Genomic DNA, 21,589 nt, shown 5'->3' with positions numbered 1-21,589 from the left:
GTAAATCAAAGGTTTGAGGCTGATCAGGAGGAAAGAAAGTGCAAGATTTTTGAAGGGTATACCTTAAAAACTGTGCATTTTGGGTCTGATAAATTAGAAAATCTGGGGATAACAGATAGCTAAAACTATTCCCTATTCCCTATTCCCTATTCCCTGCCTCAACGAAGGGACTTTTTCAGCAAACCCTAATTACACCTTTGCCTGTGACTTTGGAAACGGAGTCTGTGCGGGTAAATGGTGGTGGTACGGTAGGGGTGCGGTTGCTGGGAGTCAGCAGCGATCGCATTTATACTACTGAACCTGTAGGATAAAAGGTAGCACAGTTAACAAGACAAATTCATCAGTTTAAGTGAAACTTTGGATTTTTTGAATTTTATTGGTAGTCAGTATAGCGAATATGCGATCGCATCTGGAGAATGTAAAACCCAACAGCAAGAATTAGAAAAACAAGTACAACCTCTTCGCGCTGCATTACAGAAAATTCAAACTTTATTAACAATTCTCAACATGATGTTTTAGAAAAGCATTTTATAAAAGAAGAGATGGTTATCTTATATAACCAGGGTAAAATAGATGATTTCGTTTCTCAAAGAGATGAGTATTTAAAATGTAAAGAAAGTAAATTTGTTGAAAGTTTGAATATTAAATATGTAGATTAAATTCTGAGAAATATCTGGTAATTTTACCTATTTCCTGTTCCTTATTCCCAAAGCCCTATTCCCAAATACCCCAAATAGTGTATAATTCTTACCTCAATAGGTTCAAAATCAGATATTATGACTATGCTTCCTAATTTGCAACGTGCATTTGCTAACCGCAGTGTTTTAAAAGTAATTAGCGGTTTAAATAATTTTAACGCTGAAAGTGTTGCTGCTACCGTGAAAGCTGCTGATTTGGGTGGTGCAACTTTTGTTGATATCGCTGCTGATGCGGCTTTAGTGCATTTAGCTAAAAACTTGACTAAATTACCTGTTTGTGTGTCCGCAGTTGCACCAGAAAAATTTGTAGAAGCTGTTGCTGCTGGTGCTGATTTAATTGAAATCGGTAATTTTGATTCTTTTTACGCTCAAGGTCGCAGATTTGAAGCGGATGAAGTTTTGGCGTTAACTCAGCAAACCCGCGCTTTGTTACCAGAAATTACTTTATCTGTGACTGTTCCTCACATCCTAACTTTGGATCAACAAGTTCAATTAGCTGAAGATTTAGTCAAAGCTGGTGCTGATATTATCCAAACTGAAGGCGGTACTAGCAGTCAACCTGCTCACCCTGGTACTTTGGGTTTGATTGAAAAAGCTGCTCCCACTTTAGCGGCTGCTTATGAAATTTCCCGCGCTGTTTCTGTACCTGTTTTGTGTGCTTCTGGTATTTCTAATGTGACTGCACCTTTGGCTGTAGCTGCTGGTGCTGCTGGTGTGGGTGTTGGTTCTGCTATTAACCAACTCAATAGCGAAATTGCGATGATTGCGGCTGTGCGTGGTTTGGTGGAAGCTTTGGCGACTGCAAATACTCGCACTTTTGCATAAAAGGCAGGAGTTATTTATTTTGGATTTTGGATTTTGGATTTTGGATTATTTACTTTTGTCAACTCCAATCTAAAATCTAAAATCTAAAATTAGACACTCTGCACTCGTAAAAACTCATAACAAGACTTTTTCAAACCTTAAATACAAAAAACGCAGATGAACGCAGATGGTTATAAATGATTTTTTGTCAAGAGTTGATTTGTACTATCAGATTTTTCAGATCAATTTAACCCTAAAATTGGTGCAAGCAACATCTATTTTTTCTCAGTGTTTTTTTAGAATGATTTAAGTATAGATTTTGCAAACCTTTGTATATCACAGGTTAAAAGATGGCAATTTTTGATTTTTTTAAAATTTGACATACTTACCCTGATTATGAAATTTGAAAAAATTATAGCAAATGCCGGAAACTATTGCAATACCGTTGGGAAATAAAAATAATTCTCAATAAAATTTTAAGAAATGTTAAGGGAAAATGGTTGTAAGATTTGAATATGTAAACAGCTACTACTTTAAGATAAGTTAGGGTTATAAAAATATGAGTTTCTGAGTTGCGGTAAAATATGTTGATTCGCTTTTTTTATTGTTAAGGCGCATTTTTTTATTTCACGCAGAGACGCAGAGGCGCAGAGAGAAATTAAGATTTTATCTATCGAAGTTGGGGAGAAGTTTCTCACCCCTCCCTCTTAACTGTCACCTGTCACCTGTCACCTGTCACCTCTTCTAACTTAAACAGTCTTTCAACGCATAAATGACTTTATCTTGCTGTTCCTGTGTGAGTTCTGGGAACATGGGTAAAGAAATCACTTCATGACAGGTTTTTTCGGACACAGGTAATTGTCCTGGTTGATAGCCTAAATTTTCATAAACCGGCTGCAAGTGTAAAGGACGGGGATAATAGAGCATTGTGCTTACTTCTTTTTCTTGCAGTTGAGTCCGCACCCAGTCCCGATATTTGGAACTTGCACCGTTTCTTTCTTCACTGGAAACGCGGATGGTATATTGATTCCAAACGGCTTCTCCTCCTAATAATTCTTGGGGGGGAGTAATGCCAGGAATTTGACTGAGGTATTGATAATAATATGTTGCTATTTTTTGCCTGTGTTTGTTCCAGGTGTCTAGATAGCGGAGTTTAATTTGCAGAATGACTGCTTGAATCGCATCTAAGCGACTGTTAACTCCGATTTCTTCGTGAATGTATCTAACTTTGCTGCCATGTTCTCGTAATATTCGCAGTTTAGCAGCGATCGCACTATCGTTAGTTGTAATTGCACCCCCATCACCGCAACCACCAAGGTTTTTGGTGGGGTAAAAGCTGAAACATCCAATATGACCAATACTACCAACTTTTTGATTTTCCCAACTTGCACCGGTGGCTTGAGCGCAATCTTCAATCACTGCTAAATTATGAGAGTTGGCGATCGCCATTAAAGCTGTCATATCCACTGGTAAACCAAACAGGTGAACGGGGATAATAGCTTTAGTTTTGGGTGTAATTGCTGCGGCTATTTGGGTGACATCTAAATTAAAGGTAGTGGCATCAATATCTACAAATACAGGTGTTGCACCGACAGCAGTTATGACTTCGGTGGTAGCAAAAAAGCTAAAGGGTGTGGTAATAACTTCATCACCTGCACCAATTTCTAAAGCACGTAAAGCCAGATATAAAGCGTCAGTACCGGAATTACAAGCTACACATTCCGTGACACTATGATAAGCTGCAAACTGTTCTTCAAAACCTTCTACCGCAGGACCACCAATATAACGGCCAGAACTGAGAACTTCTAAAACAGCATGACTAACTTCAACTTCAATGGTGGCATATTGCTGTTTGATATCAAATGCAGGAACGGAATTTACACTTTGGATCATAGTTGTTATTTTATCGGGAGATTCAAAAGATACACTTTTAACGGTGATATAGCAGTATACAGGGTAGTTATGACATTAATTTACGACATTAATTGATCATAAAACTAGGACTAAAATAGGTTGTACTTCTACCTTCTGCCTGTAAACTATCTCAGGAAATAAAGAAACCATGCCGGATTTGATTAAACTGGATATTGTAGATTTAGTGTTAGCTGTGGGTTTAATGGCGATCGCTATTGGTTTATCTGCCTGGGAAAAATTAGGACTAGAGTTAAACCTAGCATTAGCCACCGGTAGAACCATCCTCCAACTTATAGTATTAGGATACGTTTTAGACTTCATTTTTGCTGTTGACAATGTTTGGGCTGTTGTGGGAATTTTTACTATCATTCTCACAATTACGGCGATTGTCGCACGAAACCGCATCAGTCAAAAAATTCCTTTGGTACTGCCTTTAGTTTGGGTAGTGATTTTTGCTAGTACGTCATTAACCTTACTTTACACCAATTTTTTGATTATCCAACCTGACAGATGGTATGAACCCCGTTATTTAATTCCTTTGGGTGGTATATTGATCGGTAACGCTATGAATGCCGCAGCAGTAGCCGGAGAAAGGCTAGTTAGCAGTATTAATCAATTTCCTACAGAAATAGAAACACACCTCAGTTTAGGTGCAACACCCCAGCAAGCTGTTAGTCACTATCGCCAGGATGCAATTAAAGCTGCTTTTGTTCCTACTTTAAATCAAATGATGCTAATTGGCATGGTGACAATACCCACTTTTACCAGTGGACAATTATTAGCTGGAGTATCTGCGTTGGCAGCGGTTTCTTATGAAATTTTAATTATTTTTATGGTAGCTGTGGTTAATTTGTTGACGACTATTTTTGTCACTAAAGGTTTATGTCGGCAATTTTTTAATGATGCGATGCAGTTGGTAAGATGATATTAAGTTTTGCTATAATTAAAAGTAAATATCACATTTTTGATTATGAGTATCTTAATACCTGATGATATTCTGCGAGCGAGCAAAATGACAGAAGAAGAATTAAAATTAGAAATTGCTATCATGCTTTATCAACAAGGAAAAATTAGTGGTGGTAAAGTTCGTGCTTGGACTGGACTAACAGTGATAGAATTTCAACATCAGCTTGCTGTAAGAGGACTTTGTGTTAATTATGATATAGAGGATTTTCAATCAGATATCAAAACCCTAGAATCAATGGGGTTATTATGATTATCGTTAGTGATACTTCACCCATTACTAATTTAGCAGCAATTAGTCAACTAGATTTATTGCAAAAACTTTACACTTCTATTATTATTCCCACAGCAGTTTATAATGAAATGGTCAAAGTAGATAAAGTTGTTCCGGGTGCTGTGGAGGTACAAACTTTACCTTGGATTCAACAACAGACTGTTGTAGATTCTCAAAGAGTAATTGTGATTCAAGAAAACGAAGAAAATATAGATTTAGGTGAAGCAGAAGCGATTGCTTTAGCTCTGGAACTCAAAGCTAATTTACTATTAATGGATGAACGTCGAGGTAGAATAGTTGCAAGTAGCTATGGTTTACAAATAACTGGGTTATTAGGAGTCCTATTGCAAGCGAAACGACAAATTTTGATCCCTTCTGTAAAAATTTTGTTAGATAAAATGATTGAAAAAGCTGACTTTCGAGTCAGTAAGGAATTGTATTCAACAATTATACAAGCTGCTGGGGAATAATTAGGATTGAGAGTTATTCATCCCTAAAAAGTTCTAATTGTGTTTGTTTCACTTCCTTTTGTTTTTCCGCAGATTTCAAAACTTCTAAACTTAATCTCATATCTAATCTTTTTTGTTGTTCAATGATTTCTTGTACTGTGATAATCTGAATTTTATCTACAGGTTGACTCATATACCGACTTTGATAAATTCCTGCTTCTTTTGCAGTTTGGATCATGTCTTTTGTCGGTGGTTTTAAGGTAATAAAAATCCCTAATACTGCACTTTCTAGGGTTATTGTTCCCTGTAAATCTCTAATATCTCCAGATTTGACATTACCAGATTTTACTTGTAAAATTATCTTTTCTGGTTCGTTTTTGTCTCCTGTAAAATACGCTATTCCATCAATTCCTTTATCTGCTCCTTTCTTTTGATTAATGGTAGCACGATTATTAGTATAGGTTAAAATTGCCCATTTCTCAAATTCTTTACGAGTGCGATCGTCTTTTTTCAATGCTAATGCTTCCGCAGATTGCATATCTTTGGGAATACCGCTAATATTAATATTTTCTAATACTTGTTTGCCAAAAGAGTCTTCTAATCTTTTCAGAATTAAACTAATACTTTGATAAGTAATATCAATTCCTATCCATTGTCGATTTAATCTTTGTGATACTGCTACTGTTGTTCCACAACCACAATAAGCATCTAATATGATATCACCTTCGTTACTACTGGCTTGAATTATTCTTTCTAATAATGCTTCGGGTTTTTGGGTGGGATATCCTAATAATTCTTTGTGCCAAGATCGCAAAGCTTCTACATCATTCCAAGTATCTTGGATTGGTAAACCTTCACTTTCATCTAAATATCTTTTAATTCTCGCAACACGATTTTTAGTATAGTAAATTCTCCCTTGTTTATCAAGTTTTTCCATTGTTTCTTTTGGACATCTCCACAGTTTTGTCACTCCATTCCATTCATATTGATAACCGCCTCCAGCTAAACCAGCAGCACCCAAATCACCTGACATCCATTTTCTCCCATCATCATCTTGATATCTGTAATATTTATCAATATAACTTTGTTCATATTTTTGATATACCTGATTCCAGGTAGTTTTCCAACTTTTGGAATAGTAAAAAATCACATCATGAACATTACCATATTTACCAGAATCACTATGTCCTGATGTACGTTTCCAGATAATTTCATTTTTGAAATCTCCACCTTGAGAACAAAAAATAGCATCTATAATAATTTTTAAATAATGGGAAGCTGTGGGATCACAATGCAAGTAAAAACTACCTGTGGGTTTCAAAACTCGGTGGATTTCTGCTATTCTTAAAGTCATGTTCACTAAATAAGCTAATAGACTTCCTTTACCCAGAACTTTGGTTAACCCAGAAATTAAATCTATGCTTTGAGAAGTAAAATGTCCTAAATAGTTTTCTTGAATTTCTGCTAAACCTTGATTAGCGTGATCATCCCATGTCCATGTATCAATAAAAGCTTGAGTTTTTGCTTTATCTTCTTTACCGATATTATTATAAATTTGGTGATAATTGCGTTGAGAATTAAAGGGCGGATCAATATAGCAAATATCCACAGTTTCATCTTTGATGTGTTTTCTCAAAACCTGCAAATTATCACCATAAAATAACTGATTGACCATAATTAATAATCTCAAAATTTAAATGTTTTAGCTATTTCAAGATCATATTTTACAATATGTCTAATTCAATGCTATAAAATCGTATAAAATTTTAATATTTTCCTGGTTGATTACTTTAATAAATAAGTCAAAATCCAATTAAAATTGATAGATACCGGACTTCTTAAAGAAGTCCGGTATCTGGGTAAATGATATTAAATGATATTAAATGATATTTACTTTTTAGGCCACCGCCAATTATACCGATTCCATTCATAAACACCGGGTATTTCATATTCACTACCATTAAAAAACCGAATTTGACAAATACTAAAACTGTCATTACTATTAACAATTTCATCAATATTAATTACCATACAGGGAATCCATTCCTTCTGAGATATATCATCTTCTGGTATCCATTCCCACAGTGCATTAGAAACTTCAATGCGATCGCCTACTTTCAGTTTTAAAGCTTCTTCCAAATAAGCATACTTATCAAAATGATATGCTTGCACCCGATTTAACCACTGTAAACCATAACGTTGGCGAATAAATTGCACTTTTCCCGAATCTTGTGCTAACAGCCAATCATTAAGTAATTGTACTTTCCAAGTGCGGTTTTGTGCTTCCTCTGCTTTGACAAACTCCAAAAACACCTCTAATTCCTCTGGAGTCAGTTCATCCAAAGGGTTGTTAGTATCTGATACCTTAGAAGTTAAGCTTCTCTGAATCTGTTCGACTACTTGCAGCAATATTTGTTTCTGTATATCAGTGAGAGGACAGTCAGCAGCATCACAACGACTAAATGCTGTTTGCAAGACTGCTTCAATCTCATCTGGATTCATAAGCTGGTGCAAAGAATGGTCTATTGATACAATTATTGCAAAATTAAATTCCACTTTCTCATTAAAAAACAGGGAATTTTCGGTAATCGGCAAATAAAACTTTTGTATACTTTTTGTAAATTTACTTTGTGTTTTATGCGATCGCACTCACTCAACCTATCACTCAAGCTATCACTCAAGCTAATATTAATCTCTTGTTTATTAGTTTTCTGCTCTTGGGTTTTTACCTTACCAGCCCAAGCTTTAACACAAATTAAACTATCTGACCTATCATACCAAGATTGTCCACCAGAATTAGCTCAAGGTGCTGTTGTTAGTAATGGTTCAGGGTCTGCTAATTGCTTTATTGTCACTGGTAAAGCAGAAAACAGCACTTATAAAACAGTCTATGACGCAGATATCTACGGACGCATCTATGATGCCAATAATAATCCAATATTACAAAACCGCACCCGTCTAGGTTCTATTCCTGAAGTACCACCTGGTGTTAGTAATTTTGAGTTAAGAATTTCTGTACCTGCAAACCAACCAACTCCTTTGAAACTAAAGCAATTTAAAGCATCTGGGTTTAGCGGTAAAGTGAGAAGATAGGAGTCAGGAGTCAGGAGTTATTGATTTTGGATTTTGGATTTTGGATTGTTTTTGTTAACTCCAATCTAAAATCTAAAATCTAAAATCTAAAATTTTCCTCCCTATTCCCTGCCTCCACGAAAAGACTTTTTCAGCAAATCCTATATTTTTACACTACATTCCCGGCTGATATCAGACCGGGTAATTACCGAAATGAGCAGAAATGATTTAAAATCCCTGGACTAAAGGAACAAGACCAGATATTAAACTACTAGCAACATTGAGTGCAAGGAAAGCTAGGATAGGCGAAAAATCCATACCACCCAATGGGGGGATAATTGAACGAAATAGATTAAGATAGGGGTCACTAATCTGGCTCAAGGCTGCAAATGGTTGGTTATACCAGTTGACTTGGGGAAACCAGGTTAATAAAACCCGAATGATTAGCAAAGAGCTATAGATAGTGATGAAAGTATTGAGAGTGTTAATCAGTAAATACATAGATGGGTTATTTTTGTGGTAAAAGCTAAACGCTGTCTTATTTCTTGATTGTAATGGAGCTAATGTCATAGCGTCTGCAAATAACAGCGACATCTACCAAAATAGGTTTTTTGCTATGATATAGCCGTTGTTTAAGGGTCTTGGGACATAGAGCGTTCAGCGGTTGGAGATGAACTACCATTAACATTGCTCAACTGATTTCGCACATCATCAATTGTGGCATTGAGTTGAGCGATTTTATCTTCTAGCGATCGCCTTGCTGTTTCCATTTCTAAATCTTCACCAGCAGCGGATCTCATCTGCCGTTTTCTTCTAGCTGGAACTTTACCCGCTGTCACAGAACCATTGTTAATTTCTCTCTCTTCCTCTTCCACTGTATCCCGTCGAGATGCCAGCACAGCACCTAAAACGCCGCCAACTACACCGCCAACAATAGTCCCAAGTAAAAAACCACTGGCAAAACCATCTTTTTGACTCATATTTTCACCGCCTTGAACAAAAAAACCATTAGAAGCCAATTTTCAGTAATTTTATTAGTTATCCAAACATTCGGGTCTAAAACCCCGCTTTTTCAGGTGCAAAGTTTTTGCAGTGGGTGATTAATACCCATAACAAAAACGGACTTCTGCCTTCTGCCTCCTGCCTTCGTCAAGTCCCAAAGATGCGATCGCCTGCATCTCCTAATCCCGGTACAATAAATCCCTGATCGTTAACCGTTTCATCAATAATGGCACTATAAACTGTTAAGCCAGGATAAGCAGCACTCAATTTTTGCAAAGCTGGTGGTGCAGCTACCACGCAAACAATTCGCGTTAACGTCGGATCAACACCCCTTTGTGTCAATTCTGCCATTGCTGTCATTATAGATCCTCCTGTTGCTAACATGGGATCGGTAATTAACACCCTCGTTTCTGGATCAAATTTCTCTGGTAGTTTGTTCAAATAACAAGAGGGTTCTAAGGTTTCCTCATTTCGCACTAAACCCAAATGGTAAACTTTTGCTAAAGGTAATACCGTTTGCGCTCCCTCTAATAAGCCTAACCCAGCCCGGAGAATCGGTACAACTGCCACTGGTACTTGTGGATCAATGAAAGTTGCTGCACAAGGAGCTAAGGGAGTATTAACCACCGTGTTTTGCGTTGGTAACCACTCTCTTGCGGCTTCATAACTTAGCCATCGTCCCAACTCCGTAATCGCAGAGCGAAATAATACTGAAGGTGTAGCTGCATCACGAGCTACCGCCAGCCAGTGTTTGATCAGGGGATGGGGTGGGACATAAACTAGCAATTGTTGAGTCATAGTTCAAAAAGCAGCCTCTCACTATCAAGGAACTGATCCACCATCATACTCTTTCCCGCCTGTGCATTGGTTAGATAGGCTCATTTATGGCTGTGGACAATCTGTGTATTTCCGGCATTTGTGCGATCGCTTTCCAACTATTGCAATAAATTTTCATTAGTAGTTGACAGATATTCTCAATCAAGGCTATATTGTTTATAGTGTTCTCCTCTCTTTAAAGGATCGGCAGACGGGATTGGCCAGTAATAGCGGCTTGTCCCTCTTTTTTTTCAGCTTTCAAGGCTAAAATATAAAAAATGAGAACAAATACGCAAACTCTAGTATTTACCAATTACCAATTACCAATTACCAATTACCAATTACCAATTACCAATTATGTTTGATGCTATTATTATTGGTGCTGGTATCGGGGGTTTAGTTACCGCCACCCAGTTAGCAGCTAAAGGCGCGAAAGTCTTGGTTTTAGAACGTTATTTAATTCCTGGTGGTAGTGCAGGTTATTTTCAACACCAAGGATATACTTTTGATGTTGGTGCATCCATGATATTTGGTTTTGGTAAAAAAGGAACAACCAACCTACTCACCCGCGCTTTAGATGCAGTCAATGTTCACTTAGAAACCATCCCTGATCCTGTCCAAATTCATTATCATTTACCTGATAATTTAGATATTAAAGTTGATCAAAATTACGAGAAATTTTTACAAAATTTAATTGCTTATTTTCCCCATGAAGAAACAGGGATTCGCCGATTTTATAACGAATGTCAAAAAATTTTTAATTGCCTCAATAGCATAGAATTATTATCATTAGAAGAAATTGGTTATGTAATGCGAGTATTCTGGCAAAACCCCTTAGCTTGCTTAGGTTTAGCCCAATACTTACCGCAAAATGTTGGCGATATAGCCCGCAAATATATTAAAGATCCGTTATTATTAAAATTCATAGATATTGAATGTTATTGTTGGTCTGTCGTTCCTGCTAATATGACACCAATGATTAATGCTGGAATGGTGTTTTCTGATCGTCATTATGGGGGAGTTAATTATCCTAAAGGTGGAGTAGGAAAAATTGCCCAAAAATTAGCAGAAGGTTTAGAAAAATGTGGTGGTAAAATTGAATATCAAGCAAGAGTGACAAAAATTCTCACTAAACAGGGTCAAGCTATTGGTGTACAATTAGCAACAGGTGAAGTTTATCATGGTAAAAAAATTGTATCTAATGCTACGCGCTGGGACACTTTTGAAAAATTACTACCAAAAGCACAAATACCACCTAATGAGAAAAATTGGCAGCAGAGATATCAGAAATCACCAAGTTTTTTAAGTTTGCATTTAGGTGTAAAAGCTTCCGTATTACCTACAGGAACAGAATGTCATCACATTATTTTAGAAGACTGGGAAAAAATGGAATCAGCAGCAGGGACCCTGTTTGTATCTATTCCCACATTGCTAGATCCGAGTTTAGCTCCTCCAGAATACCACATTATTCATGCTTTTACACCGGATTGGATTGATAATTGGCGGGGACTTTCTAGGAGTGAATATGCAGAAAAGAAGGAACAAGCAGCAGGGGAAATTATTAACAGATTAGAACGAATTTTTCCCGGTTTAGATGCGGGTTTGGACTATATGCAAGTGGGAACACCCCTAACCCATCGGCGGTTTTTAGGTAGGGTTGATGGAACTTATGGACCAATACCCAGACGTAAGTTATGGGGTTTGTTGGGTATGCCTTTTAATCGTACCACCATACCTAATCTTTATTGTGTGGGTGATAGCACATTTCCGGGTCAAGGTTTAAATGCTGTGGCGTTTTCTGGGTTTGCTTGCGCTCATCGTATTGCGGTAGATTTGGGATTTTGATAATTAGTGTGGTGAGTTAGGCGATCGCTAACACACCCTTATCTATCTACTTTAGCTGTCACCTCTTCTTCCTTGTTCTCTTAATAATTGATCCATCCATTCTTGAGCTTCCACAGATAAATCTGGTACAGGAGGAATATTATAATCTAAGGTTAAATCAAATCTAGCTTTTTTATAGATAACTGATAACAAATCCTGCAAGTTTACTTCTATTTCCTGTTCCCCTTTTTGTAGAGGAATAGTAAAATTAGGTATAGTTTCTCTGACACTAAATGCAAATAGTTGAGCCGATGGTAAGCGATAAGACCTAACAATTAAAATTCGATAATCTGTATCAGCAATATGGGTAATCATAGGCATCTTTTCCCCAGCCCTAATTAAGTCTATTTCTACTAAATTAGTATCACTTTGTAGTATTTTCTCCCGTTTGTCTAAATAAGATTTTCTACCTTCTTTTGTTCTTTTATTAGTAGGAGAAAGCACTTCAATTATAGTTACTACTTTACCTGTAGAAACTTCTCTAATTTCTAAATATCCTTCTTTGATTTCTAAAGGTAAGGGTAATGTGACATCGACGGATTTATTTGCTGTTTCTGTGGATAAAGTTGCTGTTGCTGTATAACTATCTGATTTTTGAGTTTTTTGTTTTACTGATAAAATCGTTACATCGGGAATACCAACTAACAGAGAATCTTCACTGTCAGTTCTATAGGTGCGTTTTTCTATAGCTACGCGATATTTTTGGCTAAGATGGGATTCTATATTATCAGCAATCGCTGTAATTAATCTATGATGTACTTCTGACCATAAATCAGGATTTTCTAAATAGGGATTCATCCCTGGAAATGGTGAAGTCATAAATTTATCCTATACAATTATTGGAGTTCCTGTTTTATTATAGCATTTCTAGGAAAGTAACTATTATATATTGTAGGGTGTGTTAGGCACAGCGTAACGCACCCTAATGAAGTTTTACATTTAAACTAATTTCACTTTATTTGCTGCTTTTGTCGCTTTTTCCCTTGCTGATTTTTCATCATTACCTTTTGCTAATGCAACTCCCATTCTTCTGTAAGGATGTGCGGTTGGTTTACCAAATAATCTAATATCTACATCCTTTTCTACTAATGCTTCTGCAACACCAGTAAAAGCAATAGAATCAGATTTTTCAGAGGCTAAAATTACCGCACTTGCAGAATATCCTAGTTGTTCAATATGGGGAATAGGTAAACCTAAAATTGCCCGTAAATGTAATTCAAATTCATTCAAATTCTGGGAAATTAACGTTACCATTCCGGTATCATGGGGACGAGGTGAAAGTTCAGAGAAAATCACTTCATCTTTAGTGATGAAAAATTCTACCCCAAAAATTCCCGCACCTCCTAAAGCATCAGTAACTTTTTTAGCAATTTCTTGAGCAGCTAATATTTTATCATCAGAAATATTTGCAGGTTGCCAAGATTCTTGATAATCTCCTCTTTCTTGTCTGTGTCCAATGGGAGGACAGAAAATAGTTTCTGCATCCCATTGTTTAATTGTCAGTAAAGTGATTTCTATTTCAAAATTGATAAATTCTTCAACTATGACTTTTTGACTGTCACCTCTAGAATTTTCAATTGCATATTTCCAAGCTGTTTCTACTTCTGTTTTATCATTAACTACAGATTGACCTTTTCCTGATGATGACATGACAGGTTTAACAACATTAGGAAAACCGATTTCTTCAGAAATAGCAATCAATTCTTCTAAGCTGACTGCATAACCATATTTAGCGGTTCTTACCCCTAATTCCTTATGTGCTAATTCTCGGATTCTATCACGATTCATCGTGTAATTAGTTGCTGCTGCGGTAGGAATAACTGTGATTCCTCTTTGTTCAAATTCCTGTAATTTTTCAGTTCTAATTGCTTCAATTTCTGGGATAATAAAATCAGGTTTGTGTTTACTAACTACCGCTTCTAAATCATCTGCACTGAGCATAGAAATTACTTCTGAACAGTCAGCAACCTGCATTGCGGGAGCGTTTGCATAACGATCAACTGCAATCACATAATTACCTAAGCGTTGTGCAGCAATGACAAATTCTTTTCCTAGTTCTCCTGAACCGAGTAACATGAGTTTTTGGGGTAGTTGCAGTGATTTTTTCATAGTTTACCTTGGTCGTGTTTGATATGTTGATATTTTAAGATAATAAACTATTTAGATGACCGAATTTTGCGAGGGGATTTGAATTTTTCAATTGTCTGAATCAGGACACCCTTCGGGAAGTCAAAAGTAAAAAGTCAAAAGTCAAAATTTAATTGTCTGAATCAGGATGTCCAGGATTAAAGGATTTACAGGATGTTATTGATTGCTGATCGTGTTAATACTTATGTAGTGTGTTATAATCACGGACATCATCAATCATTATCCTGATTTATGCTACAACCCGGAAAAGCATTAAAAAAACGTCCCCAATATGTGATAGAAACAGAAATTGGTGTTGGAGGTTTTGGTGTTACTTATAAAGCTAAACATCAAGATTTGAATTTTCCTGTAGTTATTAAAACTCCTAATAGTCGGTTGTGTAGAGATGCTAATTATCCTAAATTTGTGGAAGGTTTTCGCAAAGAAGGAAGAAGATTAGCCGATATTACGCAATTTCATCATCCTCATATTGTCAGAATTATAGACTTTTTTGAGGAGGATAATTTACCATGTTTAGTCATGGATTTTGTGAAGGGTGAAAATTTATACCATTTAGTGCAAGATAAGGGTATTTTATCAGAATCAATTGCTATTGATTATATTAAACAAATTGCTGATGCTTTATCTCTTTGTCATGAAAATGGAATTATTCACCGGGACGCACATCCAGGAAATATGATTTTAAGAGAAAATAGCAATACTGTAGTTTTAATAGATTTTGGTTTAGCAGGAAATGTTAATAGTCAAAGTATTAACCAAGCTGCTAATTTAGCTTTTGCACCTTGGGAACAAATGTTAGAAACGGAAAAATCAGCAAGTATAGATGTTTATACTTTAGCTGCTTCTTTGTTTTATTTGGTGACTGGAGATACCCCCATTGCATCTTTAGCGAGGAAGCTAAATAATCGGACTTTAATAGAACCGAAGGAATTAAATTCTAGAATTAGTGATAGGTTAAATCAAGCGATTATTAAAGGTTTGGAATTAGAACCTATAAATCGTCCGCAAAGTATGAAGGACTTGAGGGATTTGTTGGATTTCGTAAATAAATCTGTACCTATTTCTACACCTCAACCACAACCAAGACAACAGCAAAATATCCCAACACCTCAACCTCAAACTATTCGTTTACCGCAACCAGAAAATTCTTCTTCTTTCTTATCTAAGGTAAAGGAAATTTTCATTCCTCAAAGTTCTACACCTCAACCAAATAAACCAGAGGTACAATTAAAATCAGATGTAGGAATGGATTATAGAAAACTGCGTGACTTACTCAAAGCTGGAAAATGGCAAGAAGCGGATGAGGAAACAGCAAGGGTAATGTTAGCAGTTGCAAAACAGGAAGAAGAAGGTTGGTTACAAGTAGAACACATTGATAATTTTCCCTGTGCAGACCTTCGCACAATTGATCAGTTGTGGGTAAAATATAGTAATGGTAAATTTGGTTTTTCTGTTCAGAAACGGATTTATAAAGGTTTGGGGGGAACGAGAAGCTACGATGCAAAAATTGGGGAAGCCTTTGAGGAGACGGTAGGATGGGGGTGTGGGGTTGGTATGGTATTTCAAGTAATTTTAGCACCAGAAGGACACCTCCCGTGTTGGTGTGGGTGGGGGTGGGATTGTAAGAGTTGGGCGTGTTATTTCTTCTCTCGCGTCGAGACTTGTAAACTGTAACATTTAAAGATTACATAAAATTATTAAGTCTGAATCAGGATAACCAGGATTATAGGATTTACAGGATGGTAATTTTTAGATCGTTTGTTGGCGATGAAAGTTGTATTTGTCTGAATCATGATATCCAGGATTAAAGGATGTACAGGATGGTAATTTATAGATAGTTCAAATCATTCAAAAGCAATCATCAAAAAACATCCTGTAAATCCCAACATCCTCACAAAAAATCATCAAAAAACATCCTGTATATCCTCAAATCCTGGACATCCTGATTCAGACAATTAAAATCCTCAAATCATCACAAACAATCATCAAAAAACATCCTGTAAATCCTCAAATCCTGGACATCCTGATTCAGACAAATAATGATTAAATCTGGTAGTTTATCAAAAAATGTCAAAGTACGGAAATTAGACGTACAATAGAAAAAAGTTGAGATCCATAAAATTTATGCTAAATACTGGAAAATCATCATTATCTAAAAAAGAACGTTTAGAAGCACGATTAACTTCTGAACAGAAAGAAATATTACAAATTGCTGCGGAAATTGAAGGAACAACTTTAACTGATTTTGTCATTAGAAGCGCACAATCCCACGCTCGTAAAGTAATATCAGAACATAATCAGATTAAATTGAGTTTAAAAGATTCTCAATCTTTTGTAGAATCACTACTGCATCCTCCAACACCTAATGCACGGATGATGAAAGCTGCGGCTGAGTATAAAAAAGCAACAGAATTAAAATGACTATTCCTAACTTTAATTATATCATTGAGCCTATTTCTGCTCAACATAATCGAGATGATTTTTCCTGTGGAATAGAAGCACTTGACTATTATTTAAAAAAGCAAGCTAAACAGGATGTACGGCGATTTTTGACAGCAGTATTTGTTTTATATGATTCAGAAAAACAACATATTGCTGGTTATTATACATTAGCTGCAACTGCTATTCAATTAACTGATTTACCTGATTTTCTCATCAGAAAATTGCCTAAATATCCCTTACTTCCAGCTACATTATTAGGAAGATTAGCTATTGATAAAAATTATCAAAATCAGGGATTAGGTACTTTTCTATTATTTGACGCTTTAGCAAGAAGTAAGAATAATGAAGTAGCTTCTATGGCAGTTGTAGTGGATGCTAAAAATGATCAAGCTAAGGCATTTTATGAATATCATCAGTTTATCCCCTTTTCTAGTCAACCACTAAAACTTTATTTACCAATGGCGACTATTTTAGAGATGTTACCATAACTTTGTAGGGTGCGTTAGGAGTGCAAAAAGATGATAAAATACACAAATCAAATACATGACGTAACGCACCATTTTGATTGTCAGAATTAGGATACTCAGGATTAAAGGATGTACAGGATGGTAATTTTTAGATAGTTTAAATTATTTAAAGACAATCATCAAAAAACATTCTGAAAAATCCTCAACATCCTCACAAAAAATCATCAAATAAAATAAGATACAATATTGATAATCCACATCACCCGAAATGATAATGGTTCAAACCCCTATTAAACCCCTAACCCTTGATGAATTTCTCAAATTACCAGAAACAAAACCAGCAAGCGAATTTATTAACGGTGAAATCATTCAAAAACCCATGCCCCAAGGAAAACATAGCACAGTTCAGCTTGACCTCGGTTCTAATATTAACCTAGCACTAAAACCCCAGCATATCGCCCGCGCATACTCTGAATTACGCTGTACCTTTGGCGGTAGATCCATTGTACCAGATATTGCCGTCTTCACTTGGGAACGCATTCCCCGCGATGAAAATGGTGAAGTTGCTAATACTTTTACTATCCCTCCTGACTGGACAATTGAAATACTTTCTCCTGAACAAAGTCAAACTAAAGTAGTTAGAAATATTCTTCATTGTCTTCAATATGGGACTCAAATGGGTTGGTTAATTGACCCTGAAGAAAAATTAATTTTTGTCTATTTTGCTGATCAACGTATTCTATTATTTGAATTAGAAACAGATACTTTACCTGTTCCAGCTTTTGCAGAGTCTTTTAATCTCACTGTAGGTCAACTTTTTAGTTGGCTAAATGAATAGAAGTTTAATATATTCTTTGTCTGAATCAGGATAACCAGGATTAAAGGATGAGCAGGATAGTAATTTATAGATTGTTTAAATTATGCAAAATCAATCATTTGAAAACCTCCTCAAAAATCCCCAACATCCTCACAAACAATCATCAAAAAACATCCTGAAAATCCTCAAATCCTGGACATCCTGATTCAGACAAATTAAAATATTAGTAGTAAATCCTAATTCTCACAATAATAAAATAACAAACTTTGGAAAAATACACTATGCCTAAAATTATCCTAGAAATATCAGAAGAACTATCTCAACAAATAGCACAAATAGGAATAGATACCTTACCAGAACTCCTAGCTGTAAGTCTGCAAAAACCATTAATACCAACACAAGTTTACCAATATATCCTTAATTTTATTGCCAGTAACCCTACTCCACAAGAAATTGCTGAATTTAAACCCACACCGCAAATGCAAGAAAGGTTACGTACTTTACTAACACGCAGTAAATCAGGTGAAATTACACCTAGTGAAGTGCAAGAATTAGATGAATATGAACGCATTGAACACTTAATGGTGATGATTAAATCTGGTAATTTATCTTATTTAGGGTTTGCTGAATAAACCTAAAACCTTGATATATCAAAGGTTAGAGGCTGATAAACACAGAAATTAGTGCAAGGGTTTTGAAGGGTATACCGGAAAAAGTGTGCATTTTTTGGGATTTCAAGAGATAGCAAAGAAATTTTCAAATCTCCTCCTGACTCCTGACTCCTGACTCCTGACTCCTATGCCCTCACGGAAAGACTTTCTCAGCAACCCCTATTTAAAGAGTAAAAATGAGTAAATCATATATCTCGGCTGCACTTCGCCGCTTAGTAGAAGAACGTGCAAATTATCAATGTGAGTATTGTTTACTACCTGCAAAAGTTGCATTTTTTCCCCACGAAATTGATCATATTATTGCAGAAAAGCATGGTGGTGAAACCAACGCTGACAATTTAGCCCTCACTTGTTGGCGTTGTAACCGATATAAGGGTAGTGATTTAGGTTCATTTGACCCAGATACAGGTAATTTTAGCTTTTTATTTAACCCGCGTCAGCAGGAATGGAAATTACATTTCATGTTTTCAGAAGTGGTTTTAGTTGGTTTGACTTGTGAAGGAAGAACAACAGTTAAATTGTTACAAATGAATAGCGAAGAAAGATTATCTGAACGCAAAAAATTAAATTTATCATAGTAAGTATAAAGAAAACAAAAACATCCTGATTCTGAAAAATTACAAGATCAGTACATCATTTTAATAACTGAAAATATTTCTCTGTGTCCTCTGTGTTTCTGTGGTTCGTTAAAAAAACATCCTGTAAATCCTCAAATCTTGGACATCCTGATTCTGACAAATGTCAAAATTTAAAGGCAAAATTTAAAATTCATTTACCAATACAAAACCTACTAAAAATCCGATCTAAAACTGATTCCGTCACCTCCTCACCCGTAATTTCTCCCAACTCATAAATTGCACCTCGTAAATCAATAGTCCAAAAATCTAAAGGTAATTGATTTTTAATAGTTTCTTGCACCTGTGCTAAATCAATCTTTGCTTTTGTTAATGCTGCTGCTTGTCTTTGATTAATAGCTAAATCCAGATTAGCAGCTTCCACATTTCCAACTTCCACACTTTCCAAAATCGCTGTTTCTAAATCATCAATACCCTGATTTTTCGCAGCAGCAGTTTCAATTTTAGCTTTTACATTTTGGATTTTAGATTTCAGAGTTTGTTTTTCTGCTTCGGAAATGAGGTCAATTTTATTAATTACTAAAATCAAAGGACGATGTTTTACCTGTTCATAAATTTCTTGATCTGCATCGGTCCAACCCACAGAACCATCAATAGTAAATAACACTAAATCTGCATTATTCGCAGCTTGACGCGATCGCTCAACTCCTATTTTCTCAACCTGATCTACTGTTTCTCTAATACCCGCAGTATCCAAAACTTGTACAGGTATTCCCCCTACAACTAACTGAGATTCTACCACATCACGGGTTGTACCAGGTAAGTCGGTGACAATAGCGCGATCGCTCTGACTCCAAGCATTTAATAAACTTGATTTTCCCACATTCGGACGGCCAACAATGGCAACTTTTAACCCAGTTCTTAATAATTCACCTTGATCTTTTGTGGCTAATAATTTATTTATTTCTAAACTAATTCTATCAATTTCATGAATAATTCTTTGTTCATCTAAAGGCGGTAAATCTTCTTCAAAATCAATTCTCGCTTCAATTTCTGCTAAAATATCTAAACATTGAGAGCGTAAATTTCTAATCGGTTGCGCTAATTTACCCCGTAAACCTGCTAATGCTGTTTGTGCAGCTTGGGGAGATTTTGCACCAACTAAATCTGCAATACTTTCAGCTTGGGTTAAATCTAATCTACCATTTAAAAAAGCCCTTAACGTAAATTCCCCCGGTTGCGCTAACCTTGCACCATTTTCTAAACATAATTGCAATACTTGTTGCACTGCCATAATTCCCCCGTGACAATGAAACTCTACCACATCTTCACGGGTGAAAGAACGGGGTGCTTTCATTATTAATAATAAAGCTTCATCAATTACTTGCTTGGTTTGGGGTTGACGGATAAAACCATAAAGGATGCGGTGACTTTCCCACGCTTGTTTTCCCGGTGCTAAAAATAGAGTTTTGGCGATCGCCATTGCATGATCACCAGAAACCCGCACAATACCTACACTACCTTTTTGGGGGACAACAGCAGTAGCGATCGCCGCGATCGTTCCAGTATGAGTTAATAATTCTGACATAGGAGTTTAGATAACAGGTAATAGGTAGCACCAAGAATAACTTCTGATAACCATACAAACTTAATAGTAATATTTATCTAAAGGTTAATAACGCCGTACTTGAGAGAGGAATTTACTGTGGAGCAGACAATTAACTGCGCTGAAGCTTGCGTTAACGGTTGCGTTTTAGGCGATAAATGTCCCAATATTGAGTTTAGAGAAGCAACTTCCAAGTTTATTGAAGAAACTTCGTTGGATAAAATGCTGGAGATAGCTGAAGAACGACTGCGGAAAAAAATGATGGAACCTCCAAAATGGGTATTTCCAGAAGATCCTTAATTTCCTAGTTCTTGAAACTTCCTGGACAAGCAAATGCAATAACGAATTTCATACTATTAATAATCATTTCTAGTGGCAGTATCTAATAACTATTGCCACTAATTATTAGTAAATTTGATGTAAATTTTCTTAGTAAATTTCTACATACCCAGTTCTATGTAAGGTGAATTACCACTAACTGCACCATTTTTAAACTAATTATCCCTAGCCTAGTTTACTTCTTTCTGAAGGTCAAGTACAAAATATCCAAAACCCCCTCTAAATAAATAGAGGAGGCATTGTTGTTAAATTGTTATTAAATATTAAACCTGGCATCGAGCTATTGTGACAGAGGGCAACCCCTCAACTATCGTCGCCGCAGCAGCGTTTCACCTCTGAGTTCGGGAAGGGATCAGTGTGGTTCCACCGCGCCATAGACACCAGGAAAACCGGTTGGGAATTGATAATTGACAATTGATAATTGAAAATTAAAAAATTATCAAAAATCGTTAAAAACCCTGAAGACTGCAAGTAACGCGAAACCAATGTGTCGATAATTAGCAACCCATAATTACGAATTACGAATTATGAATTACGAATTAATGATGAGGTCAAGCCCTCGGTCTATTAGTACCCCTCTGCTACATACATTACTGTACTTCCACATAGAGCCTATAAACGGGTGTTCTGCCCGTGACCTTACCCACT

General features: G+C 36.1%; 22 protein-coding genes, 2 rRNA genes and 1 pseudogene. 14 read left to right on the top strand and 11 right to left on the bottom strand.

The features are described 5' to 3' along the window. Positions 1 to 176: 176 nt before the first annotated feature. Positions 177 to 489: pseudogene (locus tag H6F47_RS20470) on the top strand (hypothetical protein); the annotation flags it as partial. 287 nt (positions 490 to 776) lie between these two features. Next, the gene (locus H6F47_RS20465) at positions 777 to 1,523 is read left to right on the top strand and encodes a DUF561 domain-containing protein (RefSeq protein ID WP_137666640.1); all 747 of its coding nucleotides are present in this window, start codon (positions 777 to 779) and stop codon (positions 1,521 to 1,523) included. Between the two features lie 723 nt (positions 1,524 to 2,246). Here H6F47_RS20465 and H6F47_RS20460 read toward each other — a convergent pair. Beyond that, positions 2,247 to 3,395 carry a DegT/DnrJ/EryC1/StrS family aminotransferase gene (locus H6F47_RS20460; RefSeq protein ID WP_137666638.1) on the bottom strand — a complete coding sequence of 383 codons (1,149 nt, stop codon included), beginning with the start codon at positions 3,393 to 3,395 and terminating at the stop codon, positions 2,247 to 2,249. Between the two features lie 169 nt (positions 3,396 to 3,564). Between H6F47_RS20460 and fetB the strand changes: the two genes are divergently transcribed. The 3 genes from fetB to H6F47_RS20445 are packed head-to-tail and all read left to right on the top strand — an operon-like array spanning position 3,565 to position 5,123. Continuing rightward, the gene (gene fetB / locus H6F47_RS20455; RefSeq protein WP_137666637.1) at positions 3,565 to 4,341 is read left to right on the top strand and encodes an iron export ABC transporter permease subunit FetB; all 777 of its coding nucleotides are present in this window, start codon (positions 3,565 to 3,567) and stop codon (positions 4,339 to 4,341) included. 45 nt (positions 4,342 to 4,386) lie between these two features. Next, complete coding sequence (locus tag H6F47_RS20450; protein ID WP_096571295.1) at positions 4,387 to 4,632, top strand: UPF0175 family protein; 246 nt, start codon at positions 4,387 to 4,389, stop codon at positions 4,630 to 4,632. Then, positions 4,629 to 5,123: a DUF3368 domain-containing protein gene (locus H6F47_RS20445; RefSeq protein WP_137666636.1), complete on the top strand. Its 495-nt coding sequence runs from the start codon at positions 4,629 to 4,631 to the stop codon at positions 5,121 to 5,123. The genes H6F47_RS20450 and H6F47_RS20445 overlap by 4 nt, the downstream gene beginning before the upstream one ends. A 13-nt stretch (positions 5,124 to 5,136) precedes the next feature. On the opposite strand, the gene H6F47_RS20440 is transcribed toward H6F47_RS20445, so the two are convergent. Together H6F47_RS20440 and H6F47_RS20435 are read right to left on the bottom strand one after the other, a co-directional pair. Continuing rightward, entirely contained in the window at positions 5,137 to 6,777 is a 1,641-nt protein-coding gene (locus H6F47_RS20440) for a DNA methyltransferase (RefSeq protein WP_137666635.1), read from the bottom strand. Positions 6,778 to 6,992: 215 nt separating this feature from the next. After that, the gene (locus tag H6F47_RS20435; protein WP_096571289.1) at positions 6,993 to 7,604 is read right to left on the bottom strand and encodes a hypothetical protein; all 612 of its coding nucleotides are present in this window, start codon (positions 7,602 to 7,604) and stop codon (positions 6,993 to 6,995) included. 135 nt (positions 7,605 to 7,739) lie between these two features. Between H6F47_RS20435 and H6F47_RS20430 the strand changes: the two genes are divergently transcribed. Beyond that, positions 7,740 to 8,195 carry a biotin carboxylase gene (locus H6F47_RS20430; protein WP_096571287.1) on the top strand — a complete coding sequence of 152 codons (456 nt, stop codon included), beginning with the start codon at positions 7,740 to 7,742 and terminating at the stop codon, positions 8,193 to 8,195. A gap of 207 nt (positions 8,196 to 8,402) precedes the next feature. On the opposite strand, the gene H6F47_RS20425 is transcribed toward H6F47_RS20430, so the two are convergent. The 3 genes from H6F47_RS20425 to upp all read right to left on the bottom strand — a co-directional run bounded on the left by H6F47_RS20425 (position 8,403) and on the right by upp (position 9,974). Then, positions 8,403 to 8,675, bottom strand: coding sequence for a YggT family protein (locus tag H6F47_RS20425; protein WP_096571285.1), 273 nt, complete (start codon positions 8,673 to 8,675; stop codon positions 8,403 to 8,405). 131 nt (positions 8,676 to 8,806) lie between these two features. Continuing rightward, a complete protein-coding gene (locus H6F47_RS20420; protein ID WP_190650732.1) occupies positions 8,807 to 9,154 on the bottom strand; it encodes a hypothetical protein in 348 nt (115 codons plus the stop codon). A gap of 169 nt (positions 9,155 to 9,323) precedes the next feature. Continuing rightward, the gene (gene upp, locus H6F47_RS20415) at positions 9,324 to 9,974 is read right to left on the bottom strand and encodes a uracil phosphoribosyltransferase (protein ID WP_096571283.1); all 651 of its coding nucleotides are present in this window, start codon (positions 9,972 to 9,974) and stop codon (positions 9,324 to 9,326) included. A gap of 375 nt (positions 9,975 to 10,349) precedes the next feature. Here upp and crtH point away from each other — a divergent pair, with 375 nt between their 5' ends. Then, entirely contained in the window at positions 10,350 to 11,837 is a 1,488-nt protein-coding gene (gene crtH, locus H6F47_RS20410) for a carotenoid isomerase (protein WP_190650729.1), read from the top strand. Between the two features lie 51 nt (positions 11,838 to 11,888). Here the strand turns inward: crtH and H6F47_RS20405 are convergent, their stop codons facing one another. Both H6F47_RS20405 and purT read right to left on the bottom strand, forming a co-directional pair. After that, complete coding sequence (locus H6F47_RS20405; protein WP_137666632.1) at positions 11,889 to 12,695, bottom strand: DUF4058 family protein; 807 nt, start codon at positions 12,693 to 12,695, stop codon at positions 11,889 to 11,891. A 120-nt stretch (positions 12,696 to 12,815) separates the two neighbouring features. Then, positions 12,816 to 13,985, bottom strand: coding sequence for a formate-dependent phosphoribosylglycinamide formyltransferase (gene purT, locus H6F47_RS20400; RefSeq protein ID WP_137666631.1), 1,170 nt, complete (start codon positions 13,983 to 13,985; stop codon positions 12,816 to 12,818). 270 nt (positions 13,986 to 14,255) lie between these two features. On the opposite strand from purT, the gene H6F47_RS20395 reads away from it, so the two are divergent. From H6F47_RS20395 to H6F47_RS20370, 6 genes are all read left to right on the top strand, one after another. After that, on the top strand, positions 14,256 to 15,698 hold the full coding sequence (locus tag H6F47_RS20395; RefSeq protein ID WP_190650727.1) for a serine/threonine-protein kinase: 1,443 nt from the start codon (positions 14,256 to 14,258) through the stop codon (positions 15,696 to 15,698). A gap of 450 nt (positions 15,699 to 16,148) precedes the next feature. Further along, positions 16,149 to 16,445: a DUF1778 domain-containing protein gene (locus H6F47_RS20390; RefSeq protein WP_137666629.1), complete on the top strand. Its 297-nt coding sequence runs from the start codon at positions 16,149 to 16,151 to the stop codon at positions 16,443 to 16,445. Then, complete coding sequence (locus H6F47_RS20385; RefSeq protein WP_096571273.1) at positions 16,442 to 16,954, top strand: GNAT family N-acetyltransferase; 513 nt, start codon at positions 16,442 to 16,444, stop codon at positions 16,952 to 16,954. Before H6F47_RS20390 ends, H6F47_RS20385 begins: the two co-directional genes overlap by 4 nt. A 253-nt stretch (positions 16,955 to 17,207) precedes the next feature. Beyond that, positions 17,208 to 17,771, top strand: a complete 564-nt coding sequence (locus H6F47_RS20380) for a Uma2 family endonuclease (protein WP_096571271.1) — start codon at positions 17,208 to 17,210, stop codon at positions 17,769 to 17,771. A gap of 260 nt (positions 17,772 to 18,031) precedes the next feature. Beyond that, entirely contained in the window at positions 18,032 to 18,382 is a 351-nt protein-coding gene (locus H6F47_RS20375) for a hypothetical protein (protein ID WP_137666628.1), read from the top strand. A gap of 215 nt (positions 18,383 to 18,597) precedes the next feature. Beyond that, positions 18,598 to 18,999, top strand: coding sequence for an HNH endonuclease signature motif containing protein (locus H6F47_RS20370; protein ID WP_137666627.1), 402 nt, complete (start codon positions 18,598 to 18,600; stop codon positions 18,997 to 18,999). Between the two features lie 190 nt (positions 19,000 to 19,189). Here H6F47_RS20370 and mnmE read toward each other — a convergent pair whose 3' ends face one another. Continuing rightward, complete coding sequence (mnmE, locus tag H6F47_RS20365) at positions 19,190 to 20,584, bottom strand: tRNA uridine-5-carboxymethylaminomethyl(34) synthesis GTPase MnmE (protein ID WP_190650725.1); 1,395 nt, start codon at positions 20,582 to 20,584, stop codon at positions 19,190 to 19,192. A 117-nt stretch (positions 20,585 to 20,701) separates the two neighbouring features. On the opposite strand from mnmE, the gene H6F47_RS20360 reads away from it, so the two are divergent. Then, the gene (locus H6F47_RS20360) at positions 20,702 to 20,902 is read left to right on the top strand and encodes a hypothetical protein (RefSeq protein WP_096571267.1); all 201 of its coding nucleotides are present in this window, start codon (positions 20,702 to 20,704) and stop codon (positions 20,900 to 20,902) included. Between the two features lie 306 nt (positions 20,903 to 21,208). Here H6F47_RS20360 and rrf read toward each other — a convergent pair. Both rrf and H6F47_RS20350 read right to left on the bottom strand, forming a co-directional pair. Next, positions 21,209 to 21,326 (bottom strand): 5S ribosomal RNA (rrf, locus tag H6F47_RS20355). Between the two features lie 162 nt (positions 21,327 to 21,488). Further along, positions 21,489 to 21,589, bottom strand: a 23S ribosomal RNA gene (locus H6F47_RS20350); the annotation flags it as partial.

This window comes from Sphaerospermopsis sp. FACHB-1094, from assembly GCF_014696195.1.
Lineage (GTDB): Bacteria > Cyanobacteriota > Cyanobacteriia > Cyanobacteriales > Nostocaceae > Sphaerospermopsis > Sphaerospermopsis kisseleviana.
Note: the sequence above shows the minus strand (reverse complement) of the source record. Positions and strands in the feature narration are given on the sequence as shown.

Bases quoted from the DNA above. Each gene is read 5' to 3' on its own strand.
- H6F47_RS20465 (WP_137666640.1), top strand. From the start codon at position 777: ATGACTATGCTTCCTAATTTGCAACGTGCATTTGCTAACCGCAGTGTT.
- H6F47_RS20460 (WP_137666638.1), bottom strand. From the start codon at position 3,395: ATGATCCAAAGTGTAAATTCCGTTCCTGCATTTGATATCAAACAGCAA.
- fetB (WP_137666637.1), top strand. From the start codon at position 3,565: ATGCCGGATTTGATTAAACTGGATATTGTAGATTTAGTGTTAGCTGTG.
- H6F47_RS20450 (WP_096571295.1), top strand. From the start codon at position 4,387: ATGAGTATCTTAATACCTGATGATATTCTGCGAGCGAGCAAAATGACA.
- H6F47_RS20445 (WP_137666636.1), top strand. From the start codon at position 4,629: ATGATTATCGTTAGTGATACTTCACCCATTACTAATTTAGCAGCAATT.
- H6F47_RS20440 (WP_137666635.1), bottom strand. From the start codon at position 6,777: ATGGTCAATCAGTTATTTTATGGTGATAATTTGCAGGTTTTGAGAAAA.
- H6F47_RS20435 (WP_096571289.1), bottom strand. From the start codon at position 7,604: ATGAATCCAGATGAGATTGAAGCAGTCTTGCAAACAGCATTTAGTCGT.
- H6F47_RS20430 (WP_096571287.1), top strand. From the start codon at position 7,740: ATGCGATCGCACTCACTCAACCTATCACTCAAGCTATCACTCAAGCTA.
- H6F47_RS20425 (WP_096571285.1), bottom strand. From the start codon at position 8,675: ATGTATTTACTGATTAACACTCTCAATACTTTCATCACTATCTATAGC.
- H6F47_RS20420 (WP_190650732.1), bottom strand. From the start codon at position 9,154: ATGAGTCAAAAAGATGGTTTTGCCAGTGGTTTTTTACTTGGGACTATT.
- upp (WP_096571283.1), bottom strand. From the start codon at position 9,974: ATGACTCAACAATTGCTAGTTTATGTCCCACCCCATCCCCTGATCAAA.
- crtH (WP_190650729.1), top strand. From the start codon at position 10,350: ATGTTTGATGCTATTATTATTGGTGCTGGTATCGGGGGTTTAGTTACC.
- H6F47_RS20405 (WP_137666632.1), bottom strand. From the start codon at position 12,695: ATGACTTCACCATTTCCAGGGATGAATCCCTATTTAGAAAATCCTGAT.
- purT (WP_137666631.1), bottom strand. From the start codon at position 13,985: ATGAAAAAATCACTGCAACTACCCCAAAAACTCATGTTACTCGGTTCA.
- H6F47_RS20395 (WP_190650727.1), top strand. From the start codon at position 14,256: ATGCTACAACCCGGAAAAGCATTAAAAAAACGTCCCCAATATGTGATA.
- H6F47_RS20390 (WP_137666629.1), top strand. From the start codon at position 16,149: ATGCTAAATACTGGAAAATCATCATTATCTAAAAAAGAACGTTTAGAA.
- H6F47_RS20385 (WP_096571273.1), top strand. From the start codon at position 16,442: ATGACTATTCCTAACTTTAATTATATCATTGAGCCTATTTCTGCTCAA.
- H6F47_RS20380 (WP_096571271.1), top strand. From the start codon at position 17,208: ATGGTTCAAACCCCTATTAAACCCCTAACCCTTGATGAATTTCTCAAA.
- H6F47_RS20375 (WP_137666628.1), top strand. From the start codon at position 18,032: ATGCCTAAAATTATCCTAGAAATATCAGAAGAACTATCTCAACAAATA.
- H6F47_RS20370 (WP_137666627.1), top strand. From the start codon at position 18,598: ATGAGTAAATCATATATCTCGGCTGCACTTCGCCGCTTAGTAGAAGAA.
- mnmE (WP_190650725.1), bottom strand. From the start codon at position 20,584: ATGTCAGAATTATTAACTCATACTGGAACGATCGCGGCGATCGCTACT.